Source organism: Mesorhizobium sp. Primo-A, from assembly GCF_003997175.1.
Classification (GTDB): Bacteria; Pseudomonadota; Alphaproteobacteria; order Rhizobiales; family Rhizobiaceae; genus Mesorhizobium; species Mesorhizobium ciceri.
Map to the genome: position 1 here is coordinate 68,668 of NZ_RZTG01000001.1, position 20,735 is coordinate 89,402.

A 20,735-nucleotide genomic window follows, 5' to 3' on the forward strand; every position below is an offset into this window, starting at 1 on the left:
TCACTCTTAGCCTTTCCCCGTGGGGAGAGGCTGTCGGCAGGCAGATGAGGGGCAGCGCCAGGCCACACGATTTTGTTGTAGAATACGAGGACTTACAAAATGACCGAGACGGTCAAACTCATTACCCCCGTCGATGGCTCGATCTATGCCGAGCGGCCGATTGCTACAGACCAGGCGATCAACGCCGCAGTGGAACGCGCCAAGGCGGCGCAAGAGAAGTGGGCTGAGACACCTATCGTCGAGCGCGGCAAGTACATGTTGGCTATGCTGGAAGCGCTGGTCGCGATGACCGACGAGATCGTGCCGGAAATCGCCTGGCAGATGGGGCGGCCCGTGCGCTATGGCGGCGAATTCGGCGGCGTCAGGGAACGCACCAACTACATGGTCGAGATCGCCGAGCAGGCGCTCAAATCGGTGCCGGCCTCCAACCCCAAGGACGGTTTCCGCCGCTATGTGAAGAAAGACCCGCTCGGCGTCGTCATGGTGATCGCGCCGTGGAATTATCCCTATCTGACCGCCGTCAACACCATCGTGCCGGCGCTGATGGCCGGCAACACCGTGATCCTGAAGCATGCGGCGCAGACGCTGCTGGTCGGCGAGCGCTTTCAGCAGGCTTTCGACAAGATCGGCCTGCCCAAGGGCGTGTTCCAGAATGTCGTGCTGAACCACGCCCAGACCGAAAGGCTGCTCGGCTCGGGCAAGATCGACCACGTCAATTTCACCGGTTCGGTCGGCGGCGGCCGCGCCATCGAAAAGGCGGCGGCGGGCACCTTCATGACGCTCGGCCTCGAGCTTGGCGGCAAGGATCCGGCCTATGTGCTGCCCGACGCCAAGATGGACCATGCGGTCGCCAATCTGGTCGACGGCGCCTTCTACAATTCCGGCCAGTGCTGCTGCGGCATCGAACGCGTTTATGTGCACGAGAAGGTCTATGACGAATTCGTCGAAGGCTTCATCGCCGAGACAAAGAACTATGTCGTCGGCAATCCGCTCGATCAGGCGACGACGATGGGACCGATGGCGCAGGCGCGCTTTGCTGACCTGATCCGTGAACAGAAGGCGGAAGCGCTGCGCAAGGGTGCCAAGGCGCACATCAACATGAAGGTGGCTAACGACAAGGCTGGTTCGCCTTATCTGGCACCTGAGGTGCTGACAGAAGTCGATCATCAGATGAGCGTCATGCGCGAGGAAAGCTTTGGCCCGATCGTCGGCATCATGAAGGTGCGCAACGACGAAGAGGCGATCGCGCTGATGAACGACAGTCCCTACGGGCTGACCGCTTCGATCTGGACGCGCGATACCGAGCATGCCGTGGCGATCGGCAACCGCGTCGAGACCGGCACGGTGTTCATGAACCGCTGCGACTACCTCGACCCGGCCTTGGTCTGGACCGGCGTCAAGGACACCGGCAAGGGTGCGGGCTTGTCGGCCATCGGCTACGACAATCTGACCCGGCCGAAATCATTCCATCTGCGCGAAGCCATCTGATTTATTGAAAGACAAAAATGTCCAAGCTGATCTCCAAATGGAACTACCCCACCACCGTCCGCTTCGGCGCCGGCCGCATCAAGGAATTGCCTGAGGTGCTGGCGGCCACCGGCATCAAGCGGCCGTTGTTCGTCACCGACCCTGGACTGGCGAAACTGCCGGTCGTCGCCTCGACGCTGAAGATACTCGACGACGCCAAGGTTCCTTACGGCGTCTTCTCCGAGGTCAGGCCTAACCCGGTCGAGTCCAATCTGACCGCCGGCATCGCCGTGTTCAAGAAGGGCAAACATGACGGCGTCATCGCCTTCGGCGGCGGTTCGGCGCTCGATCTCGGCAAGCTGATCGCCTTCCAGGTCGGGCAGGTCAGGCCGGTATGGGATTTCGAGGATGTCGACGACTGGTGGACGCGCGCCAATTCGGACGCCATCGCGCCGATCATCGCCGTGCCGACCACCGCCGGGACCGGATCGGAAGTTGGCCGCGCCGGCGTTATCACCAATGAGGCGACGCACACCAAGAAGGTCATCTTCCATCCGAAACTTTTGCCAGCAATCGTTATTGCCGATCCGGAGCTGTCGGTCGGCATGCCCGGCTTCATCACCGCCGGCACCGGCATGGATGCGCTCGCCCACTGTCTCGAGGCCTATTGCGCGCCGGGCTATCATCCGATGGCCGACGGCATCGCCGTCGAAGGTGTGAGGCTGGTCTTCGAGAACCTGCCGAAGGCCTATGCCAACGGCAGGGATCTCGTCGCGCGCGCCCACATGATGAGCGCCGCCGCCATGGGCGCCACTGCCTTCCAGAAGGGGCTCGGCGCCATCCATTCGCTGTCGCATCCGGTCGGTGCGCTCTATGACACCCATCACGGCATGACCAATGCGGTGTTCATGCCCTATGTGCTCGCCTTCAACCGTGACTCCATCGAGGAGCGTATCGGCCGGCTCGCCGCCTATTGCGGCATCAAGGGCGGCTTCGACGGGTTCGCCAAGGCGATTATCAAGCTGCGCAAGGAATTGAAGGTGCCGCATGCGCTGCCGGGCCTTATCAAGGGGCTCGACATGGACAAGAAGCGCAAGGCGCTGATCGCCGACATGGCGGTGGTCGATCCGACCGCCGGCGGTAACCCGGTCAAGCTGACCAAGAAGGCGGCGCTGACCTTGCTCGAAAACGCCATTGCCGGCACGGTCTGAGGCGTTTTCCGCGCCGCAAAGTGATCTGAAAAGGGGCTATGAAAACAAGGGGGAGGATGACGGGCAAGGCACAAACTAGTTAGCCGGAAAAAGAATCGCGGAGCGATTGCTACATCAGGTTAAAAAGAGTTTACTTTTTCGCACTGCGAGCAGCCGCTTTCACAAAGCTTTCATCTGGCTGTCACATGAAAACGATACCGCATCGCAGGCGTCCAACGGCGTCAGTTCAACGGAGAGAACACATGTTCAAGTTCACGGGGAAAGTGCTTTCCCTTTCGGCCGCGGCGCTTTTCGCGTCGACGGTGATTTCGTCCGCGGATTCGCTGGACGATCTCGTCAAGGCTGCCAAGGCGGAAGGCCAGCTCACCACCATCGCGCTGCCGCATGACTGGTGCGGCTATGGCGATGTCATCGCAGGTTTCAAGGCGAAGTATCCGGAAATCACCGTCAACGAACTCAACCCCGACGCCGGCTCCGGCGACGAGGTCGAGGCGATCAAGGCCAACAAGGACAACAAGGGCCCGCAGGCGCCCGACGTCATCGACGTCGGCCTGTCCTTCGGCCCGACCGCCAAGGCCGATGGCCTGATCCAGCCTTACAAGGTGTCGACCTGGGACTCGATCCCCGACAGCGCCAAGGATGCCGACGGCTTCTGGTACGGCGACTATTACGGCGTTCTGTCGTTCATGGTGAACAAGGACCTGATCAAGGAATCGCCCACCGACTGGGCCGACCTCTTGAAGCCGGAATTCGCCAACGCGGTCGCTCTTGCCGGCGATCCGCGCGTTTCAAACCAGGCCATCCAGGCTGTCTACGCCGCCGGCCTTTCCGGTGGCGCCGCAGCCGGTGAAGCTGCCGGCACTGCTGGCCTAGACTTCTTCAAGAAGCTCAACGCCGCCGGCAATTTCGTTCCGGTCGTGGGCAAGCCGGCAACGCTTGCCCAGGGTCAGACCCCGATCCTGATCAACTGGGACTACAACGCGCTCGCCGGCCGCGACACGCTGAAGGGCAACCCGCCCGTCGACGTCATCGTGCCGAAGACCGGCGTCGTCGCCGGCGTCTACGTGCAGGCGATCAGCGCCTACGCGCCGCATCCGAATGCAGCCAAGCTGTGGATGGAATACCTCTACTCCGACGAAGGCCAGATCGGCTGGCTGAAGGGCTATTGCCACCCGATCCGCTTCAACGATCTCGCCAAGAACGGCAAGATCCCGGCGGACGTGCTGGCCAAGCTGCCGCCGGCGGAATCCTATGCCTCGGCCGCGTTCCCGTCGCTCGACGAGCAGGCTAAGGCCAAGGAAGCTATCAGCAAGAACTGGGACGCCACTGTCGGCGCCAACGTCAAGTAAGACTTGAAATCCACCGGGCGGCCGCGAGGCCGCCCGGTCCTTCCTCGAAGACGGTAGCCGGCGCATGACCGATCTCTCGCTTTCAAATCAGGCATTCGCCACCAAGCCGGTGCCGCCGAAGGAGGCGACCGCCTTCCGCTTGCCGACGCAATGGATCGGCGTGGCGCCGTTCTTCATCTTTGCCCTAATGTTCTTGATCCTGCCCACGCTCTATCTCGTCGTGGGAGCCTTCCGGAACGGTGAAGGCGGGTTCACGCTCGACAATATTCTGCAGCTGGTCAGCGATCCGTCGATCAGCAATTCCTACTGGTCTTCGATCAAGATCAGTTTCTGGTCGGCCATCATCGGGGCGTTTGCCGGGCTCGCCATCGCGATCGCGATCGTGCGCGGCGGACTGCCAAGCTGGACGCGCTCCGCGACCCTGACGTTTTCGGGCGTCGCCTCGAATTTTGCCGGCTTGCCGCTCGCCTTCGCGTTCCTGGCTACGCTCGGCCGTGTCGGTATCGTCACGACGCTTCTGCGTGACGTGCTCAACATCAACATTTACGCGATGGGCTTCAATTTTCTCACCACAACGGGCCTGATCGCGGTCTATCTGTTCTTTCAGATTCCCCTGATGGTGGTCATCATCGTGCCAGCCATCGATGGCTTGAAGAAGGAGTGGGGCGAGGCTGCGGCCACGCTCGGTGCCACGCAGGCGCAGTACTGGCGCATGGTTGTCATCCCTGTGATATGGCCGAGTTTTCTCGGTACGGTCATCCTGTTGTTTGCGAACGCCTTCGGCGCCATCGCCACCGCTTATGCGTTTGCCGGTCCGACGCTTAATATCGTTCCGATCAAGCTCTACTCGCAGATGAACGGCGACGTGCTGCACAACCCGCAACTCGCTTATGCCATAGCCTTTGGCATGATCGTCATCACCGGGCTTGCGAATGTCTTCTACATCTGGTTTCGGACTCGGTCCGAAAGGTGGCTCAAATGAAGTCAGGTAAGTTCTGGGCCTGGGTCGTCTTTGTTGTCGGGGCTGCCTATTTCTTTATTCCGTTGATCGCGACGGTCGAGTTCTCGCTGCGCATGCGGCGCGGCGTCCACTCCTTCGACGCCTATCAAGTCGTGCTGGGAGACGCGCGCTTCCAGTCAACTTTCCTTTTTTCAGTCATCGCTGCCCTCTGCACCATTATCCTGGGGGTGCTGATCGTGGTGCCGGCGGCATACTGGATCCGGCTGCGTCTGCCTCAGCTCAGGCCAATCGTCGAATTCATCACCCTTTTGCCGCTGGTCATTCCGGCAATCGTCATCGTCTTCGGCTATATCAGGATGTACGGCTCGAACTCGCCGCTGCCATTCTTGGCAAGCAATTGGGGTGCGAACGCGTTGCTTGTCATTGGCTATACGACGCTGTCTCTGCCTTACATGTATCGGGCCGTTGACACCGGTCTGCGCACCATCGATGTGCGTACGCTGACCGAAGCCGCGCAAATTCTGGGTGCGGGCTGGGGCACCATCATCACCCGCGTCATCCTGCCCAATGTGCTGATCGCGGTGCTGTCCGGCGCATTCCTGACTTTCGCCATCGTCATTGGCGAGTTTACAATGGCCAGCCTGCTCAGCCGTCCGGCTTTCGGCCCGTATCTGCAGAACATCGGCGCCAACCGTGCATACGAGCCCGCAGCCCTTGCAGTGATCGCCTTCGCCATCACCTGGGGCTGCATGTCGCTGATCCAGATCCTGTCCCGCTTCGCGCCGAAATCGGCGAACCGCCCAAATTGATCGAGAGAACCACGCCATGGCCGACCCATTCCTCTCCATCCAGCACGTTCGAAAATCTTTCGGCGCCACCACGGTGGTGGAGGACTTCAATCTCGACGTAGAGCGCGGCGAATTCGTCTCCTTCCTCGGGCCATCCGGCTGCGGCAAGACGACGGTGTTGCGCATGGTTGCCGGTTTCGAGGAGCCGAGCGCGGGCACGATCGTCGTCAGCGGCAAGGACATTACGAGACTGAAGCCCAACCAGCGCAATGTCGGCATGGTGTTCCAGGCCTATGCGCTGTTCCCGAACCTGACCGTGGCGCAGAATATCGGCTTCGGCTTGAAGGTCGCCGGCATGCCGAGGGCGGACATCGATGCCCGCGTCGCCGAGATGCTCGGCATCATCAAGCTGCCGCAGATGGCGGATCGCTATCCCTACCAGCTCTCGGGCGGCCAGCAGCAGCGCATCGCGCTAGCCCGCGCCATCGCGCCGAAGCCAAAGCTGCTGCTGCTCGACGAGCCGCTGTCGGCGCTCGACGCCAAGGTGCGCGTGTCGCTGCGCGAGGAAATCCGGTCGATCCAGAAGAAGCTCGGCATCACCACCATCTTCGTCACGCACGACCAGGAAGAGGCGCTGTCGATCTCGGACCGCATCGCCGTCATGTATGGCGGCAAGGCCGAGCAGGTCGGCACGCCATTCGAGATCTACAACCGGCCGGCAACCAAGTTCGTCGCCAATTTCGTCGGCACGCTGAATGTGCTGGAAGGCACCGTCACCGATGCCGCCGCGGGCACGGTGCGGGTCAATTCCGAACAGGTCTCGCTCAAGGGCAAGCTCAACGGTTCCAAGTCGGGCGACACGCTGTCCCTGGCGCTGCGTCCGGAAGCTATTTCGCTGGGCCGCCAGCCTGGCCGTGACTCCAGCCTATCCGGAGAAATCTCCGAAGTGCATTTCCTCGGATCGGTCATCCGGGTTCGTGTCGGCATCGGCGGCAACACGGTCTCGCTCGACACGTTCAACAGCCCGGCAACGCCGCCCCCCGCAGTTGGTGAGAAGGCCGAGATCTCGTTTTCTTCGAGCGATATGCTCGTGCTGCACTAGGCTGCTGCGCTTGTTTGGAATGAATGGCTGTATCCCGGTTAGCGAAGGGGGAAGGATGCTTCCGCCCGCGTGGCATGGGCTGCAGTGCAGGGAAGTCCGCGTTTAAGCGAGCCCCATATCAGATGATTTCAATGTCGGTGTGGACGGCGATTTGTCAGGAAGCAATTCGAGGTATTTTCTGCCGGCTCGAGCTTGCCGGGCAATCAACAATTTCCAGCCGCTTTGCCGCTGCCAGAATCTCGCTTCCCGGCTATAAGAGGCCATGGTTCTTTTCGAACTGACACTCGTTCTGCTGTTGATCGCCGTTGCGCTGACGGCGCTGTCGCGGCGCGTGCAGGTTCCTTATCCCTCTTTGCTGGCGCTGGCAGGGGTGGCCATCGCCTTCGTGCCTGGCGTGCCGACCATCGAGATCGACCCGGAACTGGCGCTTGCCCTGTTCATCGCGCCGGTGCTGCTCGACGCCGCCTATGACACGTCGCTGCGCGATCTCAACCGCTACAAGGTGCCGCTTGTGCTGCTGGCGCTTGGTGCCGTCCTTTTCACGACAGCGACGGTGGCGCTGGCCGGCTGGGCGATGGCAGGTCTGCCGATTGCCGCGGCTATAGCGCTTGGCGCCATCGTGGCGCCGCCCGATGCGGTTGCGGCATCGGCCGTGCTTGGCCAGTTCAAGGTGCCGCATCGCATCACTGCCATTCTGCAAGGCGAGAGCCTGCTTAACGACGCCACCGCGCTGCTGATTTACCGAATGGCGATTTCTGCGGCAGCAGGCTCCATTCTGCTGAGCAGCGCCGTTCCGATGATCCTGCTGTCCACGCTCGGCAGTCTTGCGGCCGGCTATCTGCTTGGCCGGTTGTCTCTGATGACGCTGGGCCGGATCGAGGACCCGGCGAGCGGCACTGTGGTGCAATTTGCCGGCACGTTCGGGGTCTGGATCCTGGCCGACAGGATCGGACTGTCGGCCATCATCACCATAGTCGTCTATGCCATGACGATCGCCCGCACCGCGCCGCGCCGCATGCCGGCCAGAAACCGCATCAGCTCTTATTCCGTCTGGGAAACGGCGGTCTTCGTGCTCAATGTTCTGGCTTTCGTGCTGATGGGCCTGCAGGCGCGTACGATCGTCGGCCGGCTTGCCGGGCAGGGGCAGACCGATGCGTTCGTCCTGGCCGGGACAGTGCTCGCCATCGTCATCGTCTCACGCTTCGTCTGGGTTCTGGGGTGCGGCGCGATCATCAGGTGGTTTGACCGTTTCGGCGTGGCTGATCGTCAGCGTGACGCTCCGTCGTTTCGTGGCGGCGTGCTGATCGGCTGGTGCGGGATGCGCGGTTTGGTGACGCTTGCGGCGGCATTCGCCCTGCCGGCTGAATTCCCGGCCCGCGACCCGATCGTGCTCGCTGCCTTCACGGTCGTCCTCGGCACGCTGGTGCTGCAAGGCATGAGCCTGAAGCCGCTGCTGCGCCTTTTGAACCTCAACCCTGACGAAACGGTCGACCGCGAGGTTGCGCAGGCGCGTGTTGTGGTCATGCAGGCGGCGCTCGACATATTGAGCGGCAAGACATCGGACGCGGCGGCCGCGGTGCGCGAGCAATATGCCGCTCAACGCAAGATCGCCAAAAACCCCGACGATGCCCAGGCGGCGACCGAATATGACCGCTTGCGTCTTTATGCGATCAAGAGCCAGCGCGACGCGCTGGAGGAATTGCGCCGCAATGGGACGATTGGCGACGAAGCCTATCATCGCCTTGAGGAAGAGATCGACTGGACCGAACTGGCCGCGTCGCCACCCGGCCGGTTCCAGCCGCTGAATACTTGAGGCATCGCACGCCGTTTTCCGGCGCACGGAAGATACCGAAGTGCTTCGGGATCGGTGCATGATCCCGGTCAGGGGCAAGGCTGGTCCAAGCCAGGTCCATTCTCCTGCACATTGCAACCGCGGCATCGAACCGCTACTGCCAACACGAAATTGAGCCGGATAAGCAATGAAGCTGGTCAGCTACAACATCCAGTACGGGTTCGGCAGCGACGGGCGCTACGATCTTTCGCGCGCCGCGCGCATCGTTGCCGGCGCCGACGTCATTGCACTGCAGGAAGTCGAGCGTCACTGGCAACGCAGCAATTTCGACGATCAGCCGGAACTGCTTTCCAGCCTGCTGCCCGACTATCACTGGGTCTATGGCCCGGCCTTCGACATGGACGCCAGCGAGCGGCATGACGGCCGCCTGGTCAACCGGCGCCGCCAGTTCGGCACCATGGTGCTGTCGAAACTGCCGATCGTCTGGTCGCGGCTGCATGCGCTGCCGATGCGCCGCACGCTGCGGCCGCTCAACACCCGCAATGCAGCACTTGAATGCATGATCCGCACGCCGGCAGGGCCGGTGCGGGTGTTGTCGCTGCATCTCGCCCATATCGCGGCCGAGGAGCGGCTGGAGCAGATCGACTATCTCCTGGCCGAGCATCGCCGGGCACCGTCCGACGGCGGGCCGTGGAGCGGCGTCGACGACGAGCCCACGCGCAACTGGACCAGCGGCGAAGCGGAGCCGGAAAACCCGCTGGCGGCGATCTGGATGGGCGATTTCAACATGGAGCCGGGCAGCGCCGAATATCGCCGCATCGTCGGCAGCACGCCCTACCATCGGGGTGCCGCCTATCTCAGCGGTTTCGTCGATGCCGCCGCCGTTGCCGGGGAGCCAGTTCCGGACTTCCACACCCATGTGAAGACCATCGACGGCAGATTGGCAAAGCGCCGGCTCGACCATTGCTTCGTCGGCGGCATGTTCGCCGGGCGGGTGCGTTCGATCTGTGCCGATATCGACGAGGTTGCGTCGGATCATTTTCCGTTGCGGGTCGACATCGACCTGGAAACGCCCGGCATTGCCACATGACGCTTTTCGTCTTTTTCGCAGTGCTTGCCGCCGCCGCCATGCACGCGATCTGGAACGCGCTGGTCAAGGTCCATCTCGACCGCTTCCTGTCGATCACGCTGATGACGCTCGGCATGGGCGCGGCGGCACTCGTGGTGCTGCCCTTCGTCGAAGTGCCGAAGGCGGAGGTGTGGCCCTACATCATCGCCTCCGTCATTTTCCACATGGGCTACCGCACCTTCCTGATCGGCGCCTACAAGGCCGGCGATTTCGCCCAGACTTATCCGCTGGCGCGGGGCACCGCACCTCTGCTCTCGGCCTTTGGCGGCATGTTCGTCGTTGCCGAGATTCCCGGCCCGTTCGCCATGCTCGGCATCTTCCTGTTGTCGGCCGGCACGCTGGTGATGTCGTTTCGTGGCGGCGCACATCTGGAAAAACTCAATCTGCGCGCGGTTGGCTTCGCACTGGGCACTTCCATCTTCATTGCCAGTTACACGCTGTCCGACGGCAGCGGCGCACGGCTGGCGGCAACCGCGCAGAGCTATGCAGCCTGGCTGTTCATCTGCGATGCTTTTGGCGCCTTGGTGCTGTGCCTCATCTTCCGCGGGCCGAAGGCGCTGCCGGTGTTGGCGCGCGACTGGAAGGCAGGGCTGTTCACGGGCGTGCTCAGCGGCGCCGCCTACTGGATCGTCATGTGGGCGATGACCAAGGCGCCGATCGCCTCCGTGGCCTCGCTGCGCGAAACCTCGATCCTGTTTGCCATGATGATCTCGGTCTTCGCTCTCGGCGAAAAAATGACCGGCTGGCGCGGTGCCGCCGCGCTCAGCATCGTCGCCGGTGTCGTTGCGCTCAGGCTCGGCTGATTTCGACCCTAATTGAGTACGGTCATCAACTGGCCACGTCGTTCCGGACTGAAACGGATGACGACGATGATGCAGATGGCGACCACGCCTGCGAACAGCGCCAGGGCATAGCCATAGCTGCCTCCGGCGCTTTCCGCGATTCCTGCCTGATAGGGGCCGCCATAGGACGCGGCGAGATTGCCCGCCTGATAGATAAAGCCGGGCAAGGTCGCCCGCACCGCCCCGGGCGAAAGCTCGTTGAGGTGCACGGGGATGACGCCCCAGGCGCCCTGGACCGCGACCTGCATGACGAAGGCGCCGATGGCGAGCATGAACGGCGTGGTCGAGTAGGCCCATAGCGGGATCGACGGCAAGGCGATCAGGCAGGCCAGCGTGATGGCGTTGACGCGGCCGATCTTTTCGGACAGCGCGCCGAATGCCAGGCCGCCGACGATGGCGCCGATATTGGCGACGATGGTGATCCAGCTCACCGTATGCGGATCGAAGCCGTGCTGCTTCTTCAGGAAGGTCGGGTAGAGGTCCTGCGTGCCATGACTGAAGAAATTGAAGAACATCATCAGCACGACGGCATAGAGCGCGACACCCCAGTGTTTCTGCAGGGTTTCCCACATGCCCGGTCGAGCCGTCTTCTGCGCTTCGACGAAGGCCGGCGATTCCGGCACATGCGAGCGGATGAAGAGCACAATCAGCGCCGGCACGAAGCTGAGCAGGAACATGGCGCGCCAGCCGATCGTGTAGCCGCCGATCGTCTGCTGATAGAGCAGGCCATAGACCACCGCCGCCAGCAGATAGCCGGCCGGATAGCCGCATTGCAGGATGCCGGAGACCATGCCGCGTGCGCTCGGCGGAATGGATTCCATGGCCAGCGAACTGCCAAGCCCCCATTCGCCGCCCATGGCGATGCCGAACAGCGCGCGCAGGGCGAGGAAGATGCCGAGATTGGGTGAGAAGGCGGCCAGCGCGCCGATCACCGAATAGCTCACGATGTTGAGCATGAGGATCGGCTTGCGCCCGTACTTGTCGGCAAGCATGCCGAAGAAGAACGCGCCGATGAAGCGTGTGGCCAAGGTCAGGAACAGCGCCTTGGAGACCGCGGGCACGTCGGCGTGGAATTCGGTCGCGATATCGGTGAGCAGGAATGTCAGAAGGAAGAAATCGAAAGCATCGAGCGTCCAGCCCAGGAACGAGGCGAGGACGGTCTTCTTCTGCTGCGAATTAAGGGGCAAATCTTCCTCCTCCACCATCATCGATGTGAGGAATTATCAGCCAGTTCAGGGAAGACCGGTGGTCACTTTTTCGCGCGGCTCATTTGATCGAACGCCCCTGAGGTGCGATGAGGAGCGACCGGTGCCATCTGTCGATGAACTCGATCGTGGCTTGATGGTGAGTCTAGATTTCGAGATCAAACACCATCAGCCCGTCCGTGCCGCCTTCCAGGGCAGCGACCAGGCGTGCGCCGGCGCGCTGGTGCGCTTCATGCGCAAGATAGGCATCGCGCGCGGCAGCATCGCGGAAGTCGATGGTGAAGCCATGGGTGAAGCCGCGTGCGAACGGCTCGGGGCTGACATTGGCGCTGAATTTTACGGCGTCCATGCCGTCGATCAGCTGTCGCAGCGCCTCGAGATCGGCATGGACCGCCGTGCGCTCGGTAGCGGCGACATCATTGCGAAATCTAGCGAAAACACAGTGCCTGATCATGTCTTGCTCCTCAGCGGCTAAGCAGCCCGGTTTCCGGAAAACACCGCCGGCGGCAGCGGCTCGCGGCCGAGGACCAGATCGGCTCCTTTTTCACCGACCATCATTGTCGGCGCATTGGTGTTGGATGAAGGCACGCGCGGCATCACCGAGGCGTCGCAAACGCGCAGGCCCTCGATGCCGCGCAACCGCAGATCCGGTGTCACCACGGCCATGTCGTCATGGCCCATGCGGCAGGTGCCAACCGGGTGATGGTCGGTTTTGGAGGTGCGGCAGGCATAGTCGAACAGCTCGTCGTCGCTGGCGAGCGACGGCCCGGGCAGCACTTCGCGCAGCACGTAAGGGGCAAGCGCCTTCTGTCGCATGATCTGGCGCGCCAGTCGCAGCCCCTTGATCGACATGGCGCGGTCATAGGGATCGGACCAGTAGTTCGGATCGATCAGCGGGTGGTCGGACGGGTCGGCACTCTTCAGCCGCACCGTGCCGCGTGAGCGCGGCCGCAGGAAGGCCGAGTTCAGGGTGACACCTGGATTGTTCAGCTTCTCGACGCCGGCCTCGATGCCGGATCCCAAGCCGAGATGGAACTGAATGTCGGGCGAGGCGGCGGTCGGGTCGGCGTACCAGAAGCCGCCGGTCTCGAACAGGCTGGAGGCCACCGGGCCTTTCTTCAGCAGCAGATATTGCAGACCGGCCCAGGCCGTGCGGTGCAGCTTGGCGTAGTTGTCATAGGTGTGATCGCCGGTGCATTCGGCGATGACGAACAAATCGAGATGGTCCTGCATGTTGGAGCCGACGCCGGGCAGGTCATGCACCGGCGTGACGCCGACTGACTTCAGATGGTCTGCGGGGCCGATCCCCGACTGCATCAGGAGCTTCGGCGAGCCGATGGCGCCGGACGAGACGATCACCTCGCGCTCGGCGCGCAGGATTTTCTTGTCGCCGCCCGGCCTGTCGACCACCTCGACGCCGATAGCGCGACCGTTCTCGACGACGATGCGCGTCACCAGCACATCGGTTCGGAGGGTCAGGTTCTTGCGGCTGCGGATCGGCTTCAAATAAGCGACCGAGGCGGAGGAGCGTCGGGCATCCTTCTGGGTCAACTGGTAGTAGCCGACGCCTTCCTGGGCAGCGCCGTTGAAGTCCGGGTTGAAGGGGATGCCCATCTCCTGGCCGGCACGGAAATAGGCCTCGCAGATAGGCAGCGGCGAAATCGGGTTGGACACGCCGAGCGGGCCCTGGTCGCCATGAAAGTCGTTGGCGTAGCGCTGGTTGTTTTCGGCGCGCTTGAAATAGGGCAGCACGTCGCGATAGCCCCAGCCGGCGAGGCCTTCTTCCTTCTCCCAGGCGTCGTAGTCGCGGGCATTGCCGCGCGTGTAGATCTGCGCGTTGATGGACGAGCCGCCGCCGACGACCTTGGCCTGCGTGTACCAGAAGACGCGGTCCTTCATGTGCTTTTGCGGCACGGTCGACCAACCCCAGGAAGCAATGCCTTTGGTCATCTTGGCGAAGCCCGCCGGCATGTGGATGTAGGGGTGCCAGTCCTTGCCGCCGGCTTCCAGCAGCAGGACCGAATTGCTGGGATCTTCGCTCAGCCGGTTGGCCATAACGCAGCCGGCAGGACCGGCGCCCACGATGATATAGTCAGTCATTTCCTGATCCATTCATAGCCGTGGCACCGAGAGCGCGCCGTCGACATTGATGATCGAGCCGGTCGAAAAGCCGAGCTTGCCGCCGGCGAGCGTCGCCACCACCGCGCCGATGTCCGATGCTTCGCCCCAGCGTTTGGCCGGAACCAGGCCGCCGTCGATAAGGGCGTCATATTTGGCGGTCACGCCTGAGGTCATGTCGGTGCGGATGATGCCGGGCCGGACTTCGAAGACGCCGATGTTTTCAGGCGCAAGCCGCAACGCCAGGTTCTTCACCCACATCGAAAGCCCGGCCTTCGAGATGCAGTAGTCCGGCCGTTCCGGCGACGCCATTTCAGCACTGACCGAGGTGATGGTGATGATGGATCTCTGATCGCCTGGCGCAGCCAGCATCGCCTTGGCGACAGCCTGGCTGAGGAAGACGGTGCCGCGCAGGTTGATGCCCAGCGTGCGGTCGAAATTCTCCGGCTTGAGGTCCAAGAGGTCACCGCGCACCACGGCGCCGACGCCGGCATTGTTGACCAGGCAGTCGATGCGGCCGAAGGCGCGCATCGCGGCATCGACAAGTGCTGTATGGGTGTCGAGGTCCGCGATGTCGCACCTGACATAGGCGAATTTTGCGCCACGCTTGGCGATGTCGGGGGCAAGTCCGTCGGCGGCTGTTTCGGCAAGGTCGGCGACCAGAATATCGAAGCCGGCATCCGCCAGTGCCTGGGCGCAGGCGAGGCCGATGCCGCGCGCGCCGCCGGTGACGATAGCGGCGGGGCGGGTCATGCGGCGAGGTCCGTCTTGCGGATGTGGTCAGCAACGCGCAGCGCTTGGGCTGCAATCGACAGCGCTGGGTTGACCGCCGCCGAGTTCGGCAGGAAACCGGCGTCGACGACGAACAGGTTCCGGTGGTCGAAGGAGCGGCAGTAGGGGTCGAGCGCCGCCGTCGCCGGATCGTCGCCCATCTTGATCGTGCCGCATTGATGCGACGGCGTGCGCTTGTCGAAGGGGCGCGACAGCACGATGGGATAGCCGCAGGCGCGGAAGTTTTCGCGCATTACCTTGTTCAGCCCGTCGAGCGACTGCATGTTGGAGCGCCGCCACTGCATGACGATGTCCTTGCCGTCGACCATGATGCGGCTTTCCGGGTCGGGCAGGTCTTCGCACATCAGGTACCAGTCGACGGCGTGGCCGGCCATGAAGTCGAGCGCGAATCCCGGCGTGTACTTGACATTGGCCCGCAGCATGTTGCCGTCGATCTTGCCGAGCAGTTGGACGTTCCCCAGCGGCTTACCGCCCTTGCCGTCGGACAGATAGTAGTCGTTGAGCATCAGCGTCTTCTGGTAGACGGCATCGTTGCGGCGGCGCGGATCGATCGCCAGCATGGCGCTGGAATTGTGGTTCATGAAATTGCGCCCGACCTGATCGGAGCGGTTGGCAAGACCATTGCCATCGGCCGAAGGCGAGCGCAGCAGGATGACGGCGGAATTGACCGCGCCAGCGGAGAGGATGACCAGTTTCGGCGCCACCTTTTTCAGCTCACCATTCTGCCGATAGTGGATGGCAGCAATGGTTTTGCCGTCGGTCGATGCCTCCAGGTACTCGACATAACAGCCGGTCTCGAGCCGGATGTTGGTGTCCTTCAGGGCCGCCGTCAGCGGTCCTGTCTGCGCGTCGACCTTGCCCTGGCCGGTGTTGGGAAACGCGTCCCAGCCGGTCTTGCCCTCTTTCAGCCAGGTGTCGATGTCGACGCCGAGCGGCAGCGAGGCCGGATGCAGGCCGAGGTTTTTCAGCTCGGCGCGGGCGCGGGCGATCGGCGCCTCGTCGGGCACCGGCTTGTAGGCGTAGGGGATCGAATGGAACGGCTCGGTCGGATCCTCGCCCAGTGCACCGCGCACGCGAAACAGCTGTTCGGCTTTCGAATACCAGGGCTCGAATTCCTCATAGGAGAACGGCCATGCCGGCGAGACCCCGCCAAAGTGCTCCATGGCGGCGAAATCTTCCTTGCGGTAGCGGATCAGCACCGCGCCATAGAACTTCGAATTGCCGCCGACATAATAATAATTGCCGGGGTTGAAGGCGGCGCCGCCGGCCTCACGCCACATCTCCTTCGGCCTATAATGGCCGTCGACGAAGATCGAGCGCGTGTCGCGCGCGTGCGGCGTCGCCGGCAACGGCTCGCCGCGCTCGAGCATCAAGATCGAGGCGCCGCTGCCGGCAAGGCCGGAAGCGATCGTGGCGCCGCCGATGCCGGAGCCGATGATGACGATGTCCGGATTTCTCATGGCCTAAATCGCGTCCCGACGCGCTTTAGTTTTTTGTTTTGATGCATGTCGTTGCCCCAAAACCGGATCCACTTTTGGGCGACATACATTAGCGAATACGGGTCTCGGTCGCCGGATCGAAGAACACCGCCTTTGTCAGGTTGAAGGCGAGCGGCGTGTTGGTGCCCGGCTGAATGTTGGCGTCGGCGCGCAGCCGCGCCACCACGCCCTTGCCGCCGAGATTGGTGACGGCGAAGGTGTCCGAACCTGCCGGCTCGACGACCTCGATGTGACAGTCCGCGGTTGCGATGTGCGAGGCGTTGCGCTCGGCACCTTCCGGATCGGTCAGGGCTTCGGGACGGACACCGAAGATGATCGGCTTGCCCTGGAATGCCGACAGGCCCGCCGGCGCATTGGCCATCGGCAGGTTGATCGGCTCGCGCGCCTCGCGCTGCAGCACGACGGACAACGCATTGCCTGACGTACCGATCGTCGCCGGGATCAGGTTCATCGCCGGCGAGCCCATGAAGTCGGCGACGAAGAGATTGCTCGGGTTGTTGTAGATTTCGGCCGGCGTGCCGAACTGCTGCACCTCGCCATCCCGCATGACCGCGATCTTGGTCGCCAGCGTCATCGCCTCGATCTGGTCGTGGGTGACGTAGACGATGGTGGTGCCGGTGGTGGCATGCAGGCGCTTGATCTCGATGCGCATGTCGACGCGCAGCTTGGCGTCGAGGTTGGACAAAGGCTCGTCGAAAAGGAACAGTTTGGGGTCGCGCACCAGCGCCCGGCCCATGGCGACGCGCTGGCGCTGGCCGCCCGAAAGCTGGCTCGGCTTGCGCTGCAAGAGGTGGCCGATCTGCAGCACCTTGGCCACCTTGTCGATCGCCTTCTGGCGCTCCGCCGCCGGCACGCCGCGCATCTCCATGCCGAAGGAGATGTTTCCGGCCACCGTCATGTTCGGGTAGAGCGCATAGCTCTGGAACACCATGGCGATGTCGCGCTTGGAGGGGTGCAGATCGTTGATGGCGCGGCCGTCGACCCGGATTTCGCCCGAGGTGATCGTCTCCAGGCCGGCGATGGTGTTGAGCAAAGTGGACTTGCCGCAGCCGGAAGGGCCGACCAGCACCAGGAAACCGCCTTTCTCGAGCTCGACATCGATCCCTTTCAGGATCTCGACCTGGCCGAAGCGCTTTCTCAGACCATCAATTTCCAGAAAAGCCATCAGATCATCCTTTGACGGCGCCAGCCATGAGACCGCGCACGAAGTAGCGGCCGGCGAGCACATAGACGAGAAGGGTGGGCAGTGCCGCGATCATCGCGGCGGCCATGTTGACGTTGTATTCGACGACGCCGGTCGAGGTGTTGACGACGTTGTTGAGCGCCACCGTCATCGGCATCGCGTCGCCGGTGCCGGCGTAAGCCGAGGCGAACAGGAAGTCGTTCCAGATGTTGGTGAACTGGTAGATGACGGTGACGACGAAAATCGGCATCGAGTTCGGCAGCATGATGCGGCGGAATATCTGGAAGAAGGAGGCGCCGTCGACCTGTGCCGCCTTGACCAGTTCGGTCGGAAACGCCTCGTAGTAGTTGCGGAAGAACAGCGTGGTGAAGCCGATGCCGTAGACGACGTGGACGAAGACCAGGTTGACCGTCGGGTTGCCGAGACCGAAGCTCGTTCCGACCGAGTTCTGCAGTGTGACGCCGAAGCGGCCGAGGCTGCCGAGGATGGTCGCCATCGGCAACAGCACCGACTGGAACGGAATGAAGCAGGCAAACAGCATCAGCCCGAACACCAGCGTTGCGCCGCGGAAACGCCATTTCGTCAGCACGTAGCCGTTCAGCGCGCCCAGCATGGTCGAGATCAGAACGGCCGGAACCACCATCTTGATGGAGTTCCAGAAATAGCCCTTGATGCCGGCGCAGGTGAGGCCGACGCAGGTCTCGCCCCACGCCTTCAGCCACGGGTCGAAGGTCGGCGCCTTGGGCAGCGCCAGCATGTTGCCGTTCTGGATCTCGTCCATGGTCTTGAACGAGGTCACCAGCATGACGAACAGCGGCATCAGGTAAAACAGCGCAAACAGCGCCAGCAGCCCGTAGATGACGATGCGGTTGAGGGTCTTGACGTTGACGCCGCCGGAGGCCTGGCGGGCGGGAGTGGTGACGGCGCTCATCGCGGCTTCTCCCGCAGTTCCGAATAGAGATAGGGCACGATGATGGCGACGATGGTCATCAGCATGATCACCGCACTGGCCGAGCCGACGGCCATTTCGTTGCGCTTGAACGTGTACTCATACATGAAGTTGGACGGCAGCCACGCCGAGCCGCCGGGCCCGCCGCTGGTCAGTGCGACCACGAGATCGTAGGACTTGATGGCGAGGTGCGCGAGCACGATGAAGGCCGACAGGAAGATCGGCCGCAGCAGCGGGATGACGATGCGGCGATAGAGCTGGAAGTTGGTGGCGCCGTCGATCTGCGCCGCCTTCATGATCTCGCCGTCGATGCCGCGCAGGCCGGCCAGGAACATCGCCATGATGAAGCCGGAGGCCTGCCAGACGCCGGCAATGACCACCGTGTAGATGACGAAATCCTTATTCTTGATCCAGTCGAAATGGAAGCTCGTCCAACCCCATTGATGCAAGGTCTGCTCGAGACCGAGGCCGGGATCGAGGAACCATTTCCAGGCGACGCCGGTGACGATGAAGGACAGCGCCATCGGATAGAGATAGATCGGCCTCAACACGCCTTCGCCGCGGATCTTCTGGTCGAGCAGGATGGCCAGGAACAGGCCGAGCGCCAGGCAGATTGCGATGTAGAGGAAACCGAAAATACCCATATTGGTGATCGACGTGTACCAGCTCGACGGCGGGTCTGTGTCGAAGGTCCAGCCCCACAGCCGCTGATAGGCGCGCGAGCCGGTTAGGACATAGGACGGGAAGGTCTTGGAATTGGTGAAGGACAGATAGATCGTCCACAGGATGAAGCCGTAGACGAAGACGATGGTGATGGCGAAGCTCGGCGCCAGCACGATCTTCGGCAATGCGTCCTGCAGGCGCGAGCGCACCGAGGCGCGTGGCCGCGCATGCTCCGGCGTCAGCTTGATCTGGCTTGTCGCTACCGTGCTCATGGGGCTCCTCCCGTCGACTCGCGGCCAACCAGCTTCGCGGATCTATGTTCGCGGATCTGGGCCTTCCCCGCCGGAGCGGGGAAGGCGTTTTTGGCGCGTGGCGCTTACTTGGCGTCGTCGATCGCCTTGACCAGCTCGGTCACGGCTTCGTCCGAGGTCTTGATCTGACCATGGACGAACTTCGAAACGACGTCCTTGTAGGCATTGGCGACTGCCGGAGGCGCGCCATAACCCTGGGCCAGCGAGCCGAACAGCGTGCCGCCTTCATTGGCTGCCTTCAGGTCGGCGATGCCCTTCTTGCCGCAAGCGTCGAAGTCGGTGTCCGGAACGTCGGTACGGGCCGGAACCGAACCCTTGACGACGTTGAAGGCCGACTGGAAGCTCTTCGACAGGGTGGCGGTGGCCAGTGCGACCTGGGCGGCCTTGCGGTCGTCGGGAACATTGAACATGCCGAACATGTCGGAGTTGTAGATCACCGAGCCGTCGGTGCCCGGGAAGCGATAGCACAGGAAGTCGGTGCCCGGGGTCTTGTTGGCGGCGTGGAACTCGCCCTTCGCCCAGTCGCCCATGACCTGCACCAGGGCATCGCCCTTGATGACCATGGCGGTGGCAAGGTTCCAGTCGCGGCCCGAGAAGTTGGGGTCGACATAGGTGACGAGCTTGGCCAGATTGTCGAACGACTTCTTCATCGTGTCGGACTTCAGGGACTCGTCATCGAGGTCGTTGAAGGCCTTCTTGTAGAACTCGGGTCCGCCGGTCGACAGCACGACGGAGTCGAACATGGTGGCTTCCTGCCAGTTCTGGCCGCCGAGAGCGAGCGGGATCACGCCTGCCGCCTTGGCCTTGTCGAGCAGGGCAACGAAGTCGTCGAAGGTCTTCGGCTCGGTGCCGCCGATCTTGTCCAGGACGGCCTTGTTGATCCACAGCCAGTTGACCGAGTGAACGTTGACCGGCGCCGCGACCCACTTGCCGTCATAGACCGAAAACTTCTGCAGGGCTGCCGGAACGGACTTGTCCCAGCCTTCCTTCTTCGCCGTTTCGGTCAGGTCGCCCATGACGCCGGCGGCTGCATAGTCGAGCACGGTGTAGCCGAGCATCTGCGAGGCGGTCGGATAATTGCCGGCCGCGACCATCGCCTTCAGCGCGGTCATGGCGGCATCGCCGCCGCCGCCGGCCACCGGCACGTCCTTCCAGGCATAGCCTTCCTTGGCCAGATCACCCTTGAGGACGTTGAGAGCAGCCGCTTCGCCGCCCGAGGTCCACCAATGCAGCATCTGGACTTCCTTGACGTCCTCGGCGTGGGCCGCGAAAGCCAGGCCCGACGCGAGAGCCGTTCCGATAAGCAGTTTGCGCAACATGTACTTCCTCCCTTGTTGCATTACACGACCGGCGGATGCCGCCGGGTTCTTCTCA

General features: G+C 62.8%; 18 protein-coding genes. 9 read left to right on the plus strand and 9 right to left on the minus strand.

What is annotated here, in order from left to right; genetic code table 11:
- The first annotated feature begins 99 nt into the window (after positions 1 to 99).
- The 9 genes from EOC83_RS00350 to EOC83_RS00390 all read left to right on the plus strand — a co-directional run bounded on the left by EOC83_RS00350 (position 100) and on the right by EOC83_RS00390 (position 10,602).
- Positions 100 to 1,488, plus strand: a complete 1,389-nt coding sequence (locus EOC83_RS00350) for an aldehyde dehydrogenase family protein (protein WP_063168962.1) — start codon at positions 100 to 102, stop codon at positions 1,486 to 1,488.
- Between the two features lie 17 nt (positions 1,489 to 1,505).
- Complete coding sequence (locus EOC83_RS00355; protein ID WP_063168961.1) at positions 1,506 to 2,678, plus strand: iron-containing alcohol dehydrogenase; 1,173 nt, start codon at positions 1,506 to 1,508, stop codon at positions 2,676 to 2,678.
- 242 nt (positions 2,679 to 2,920) lie between these two features.
- Entirely contained in the window at positions 2,921 to 4,027 is a 1,107-nt protein-coding gene (locus EOC83_RS00360; RefSeq protein WP_013529685.1) for an ABC transporter substrate-binding protein, read from the plus strand.
- 187 nt (positions 4,028 to 4,214) lie between these two features.
- Complete coding sequence (locus EOC83_RS00365; protein WP_224621361.1) at positions 4,215 to 5,009, plus strand: ABC transporter permease subunit; 795 nt, start codon at positions 4,215 to 4,217, stop codon at positions 5,007 to 5,009.
- Positions 5,006 to 5,797, plus strand: coding sequence for an ABC transporter permease (locus tag EOC83_RS00370; RefSeq protein WP_063168960.1), 792 nt, complete (start codon positions 5,006 to 5,008; stop codon positions 5,795 to 5,797). The genes EOC83_RS00365 and EOC83_RS00370 overlap by 4 nt, the downstream gene beginning before the upstream one ends.
- A gap of 16 nt (positions 5,798 to 5,813) precedes the next feature.
- Positions 5,814 to 6,878, plus strand: a complete 1,065-nt coding sequence (locus tag EOC83_RS00375) for an ABC transporter ATP-binding protein (RefSeq protein ID WP_013529688.1) — start codon at positions 5,814 to 5,816, stop codon at positions 6,876 to 6,878.
- A 262-nt stretch (positions 6,879 to 7,140) separates the two neighbouring features.
- On the plus strand, positions 7,141 to 8,691 hold the full coding sequence (locus EOC83_RS00380) for a sodium:proton antiporter (RefSeq protein ID WP_027161381.1): 1,551 nt from the start codon (positions 7,141 to 7,143) through the stop codon (positions 8,689 to 8,691).
- A 166-nt stretch (positions 8,692 to 8,857) separates the two neighbouring features.
- Entirely contained in the window at positions 8,858 to 9,760 is a 903-nt protein-coding gene (locus EOC83_RS00385; protein WP_063168959.1) for an endonuclease/exonuclease/phosphatase family protein, read from the plus strand.
- Positions 9,757 to 10,602 (plus strand): EamA family transporter, encoded by an 846-nt coding sequence (locus EOC83_RS00390; protein ID WP_013529691.1) that lies wholly within the window; start codon positions 9,757 to 9,759, stop codon positions 10,600 to 10,602. Before EOC83_RS00385 ends, EOC83_RS00390 begins: the two co-directional genes overlap by 4 nt.
- A gap of 8 nt (positions 10,603 to 10,610) precedes the next feature.
- Here EOC83_RS00390 and EOC83_RS00395 read toward each other — a convergent pair whose 3' ends face one another.
- The 9 genes from EOC83_RS00395 to EOC83_RS00440 all read right to left on the minus strand — a co-directional run bounded on the left by EOC83_RS00395 (position 10,611) and on the right by EOC83_RS00440 (position 20,680).
- A complete protein-coding gene (locus tag EOC83_RS00395) occupies positions 10,611 to 11,828 on the minus strand; it encodes an MFS transporter (RefSeq protein WP_024502755.1) in 1,218 nt (405 codons plus the stop codon).
- A 163-nt stretch (positions 11,829 to 11,991) separates the two neighbouring features.
- Positions 11,992 to 12,300: a Dabb family protein gene (locus tag EOC83_RS00400; protein ID WP_063168958.1), complete on the minus strand. Its 309-nt coding sequence runs from the start codon at positions 12,298 to 12,300 to the stop codon at positions 11,992 to 11,994.
- Between the two features lie 17 nt (positions 12,301 to 12,317).
- On the minus strand, positions 12,318 to 13,946 hold the full coding sequence (locus EOC83_RS00405; protein ID WP_063170331.1) for a GMC family oxidoreductase N-terminal domain-containing protein: 1,629 nt from the start codon (positions 13,944 to 13,946) through the stop codon (positions 12,318 to 12,320).
- A gap of 12 nt (positions 13,947 to 13,958) precedes the next feature.
- On the minus strand, positions 13,959 to 14,717 hold the full coding sequence (locus tag EOC83_RS00410; RefSeq protein ID WP_013529695.1) for a 3-ketoacyl-ACP reductase: 759 nt from the start codon (positions 14,715 to 14,717) through the stop codon (positions 13,959 to 13,961).
- Positions 14,714 to 16,216, minus strand: a complete 1,503-nt coding sequence (locus EOC83_RS00415) for a GMC family oxidoreductase (protein ID WP_063168957.1) — start codon at positions 16,214 to 16,216, stop codon at positions 14,714 to 14,716. The genes EOC83_RS00410 and EOC83_RS00415 overlap by 4 nt, the downstream gene beginning before the upstream one ends.
- Before the next feature lie 88 nt (positions 16,217 to 16,304).
- Positions 16,305 to 17,420, minus strand: a complete 1,116-nt coding sequence (locus EOC83_RS00425; RefSeq protein ID WP_013529698.1) for an ABC transporter ATP-binding protein — start codon at positions 17,418 to 17,420, stop codon at positions 16,305 to 16,307.
- Between the two features lie 4 nt (positions 17,421 to 17,424).
- A complete protein-coding gene (locus EOC83_RS00430) occupies positions 17,425 to 18,369 on the minus strand; it encodes a carbohydrate ABC transporter permease (RefSeq protein ID WP_027161386.1) in 945 nt (314 codons plus the stop codon).
- Positions 18,366 to 19,322: a sugar ABC transporter permease gene (locus tag EOC83_RS00435; RefSeq protein WP_063168956.1), complete on the minus strand. Its 957-nt coding sequence runs from the start codon at positions 19,320 to 19,322 to the stop codon at positions 18,366 to 18,368. The genes EOC83_RS00430 and EOC83_RS00435 overlap by 4 nt, the downstream gene beginning before the upstream one ends.
- Before the next feature lie 104 nt (positions 19,323 to 19,426).
- Positions 19,427 to 20,680, minus strand: a complete 1,254-nt coding sequence (locus EOC83_RS00440; protein ID WP_013529701.1) for an ABC transporter substrate-binding protein — start codon at positions 20,678 to 20,680, stop codon at positions 19,427 to 19,429.
- Between the last annotated feature and the right edge of the window lie 55 nt (positions 20,681 to 20,735).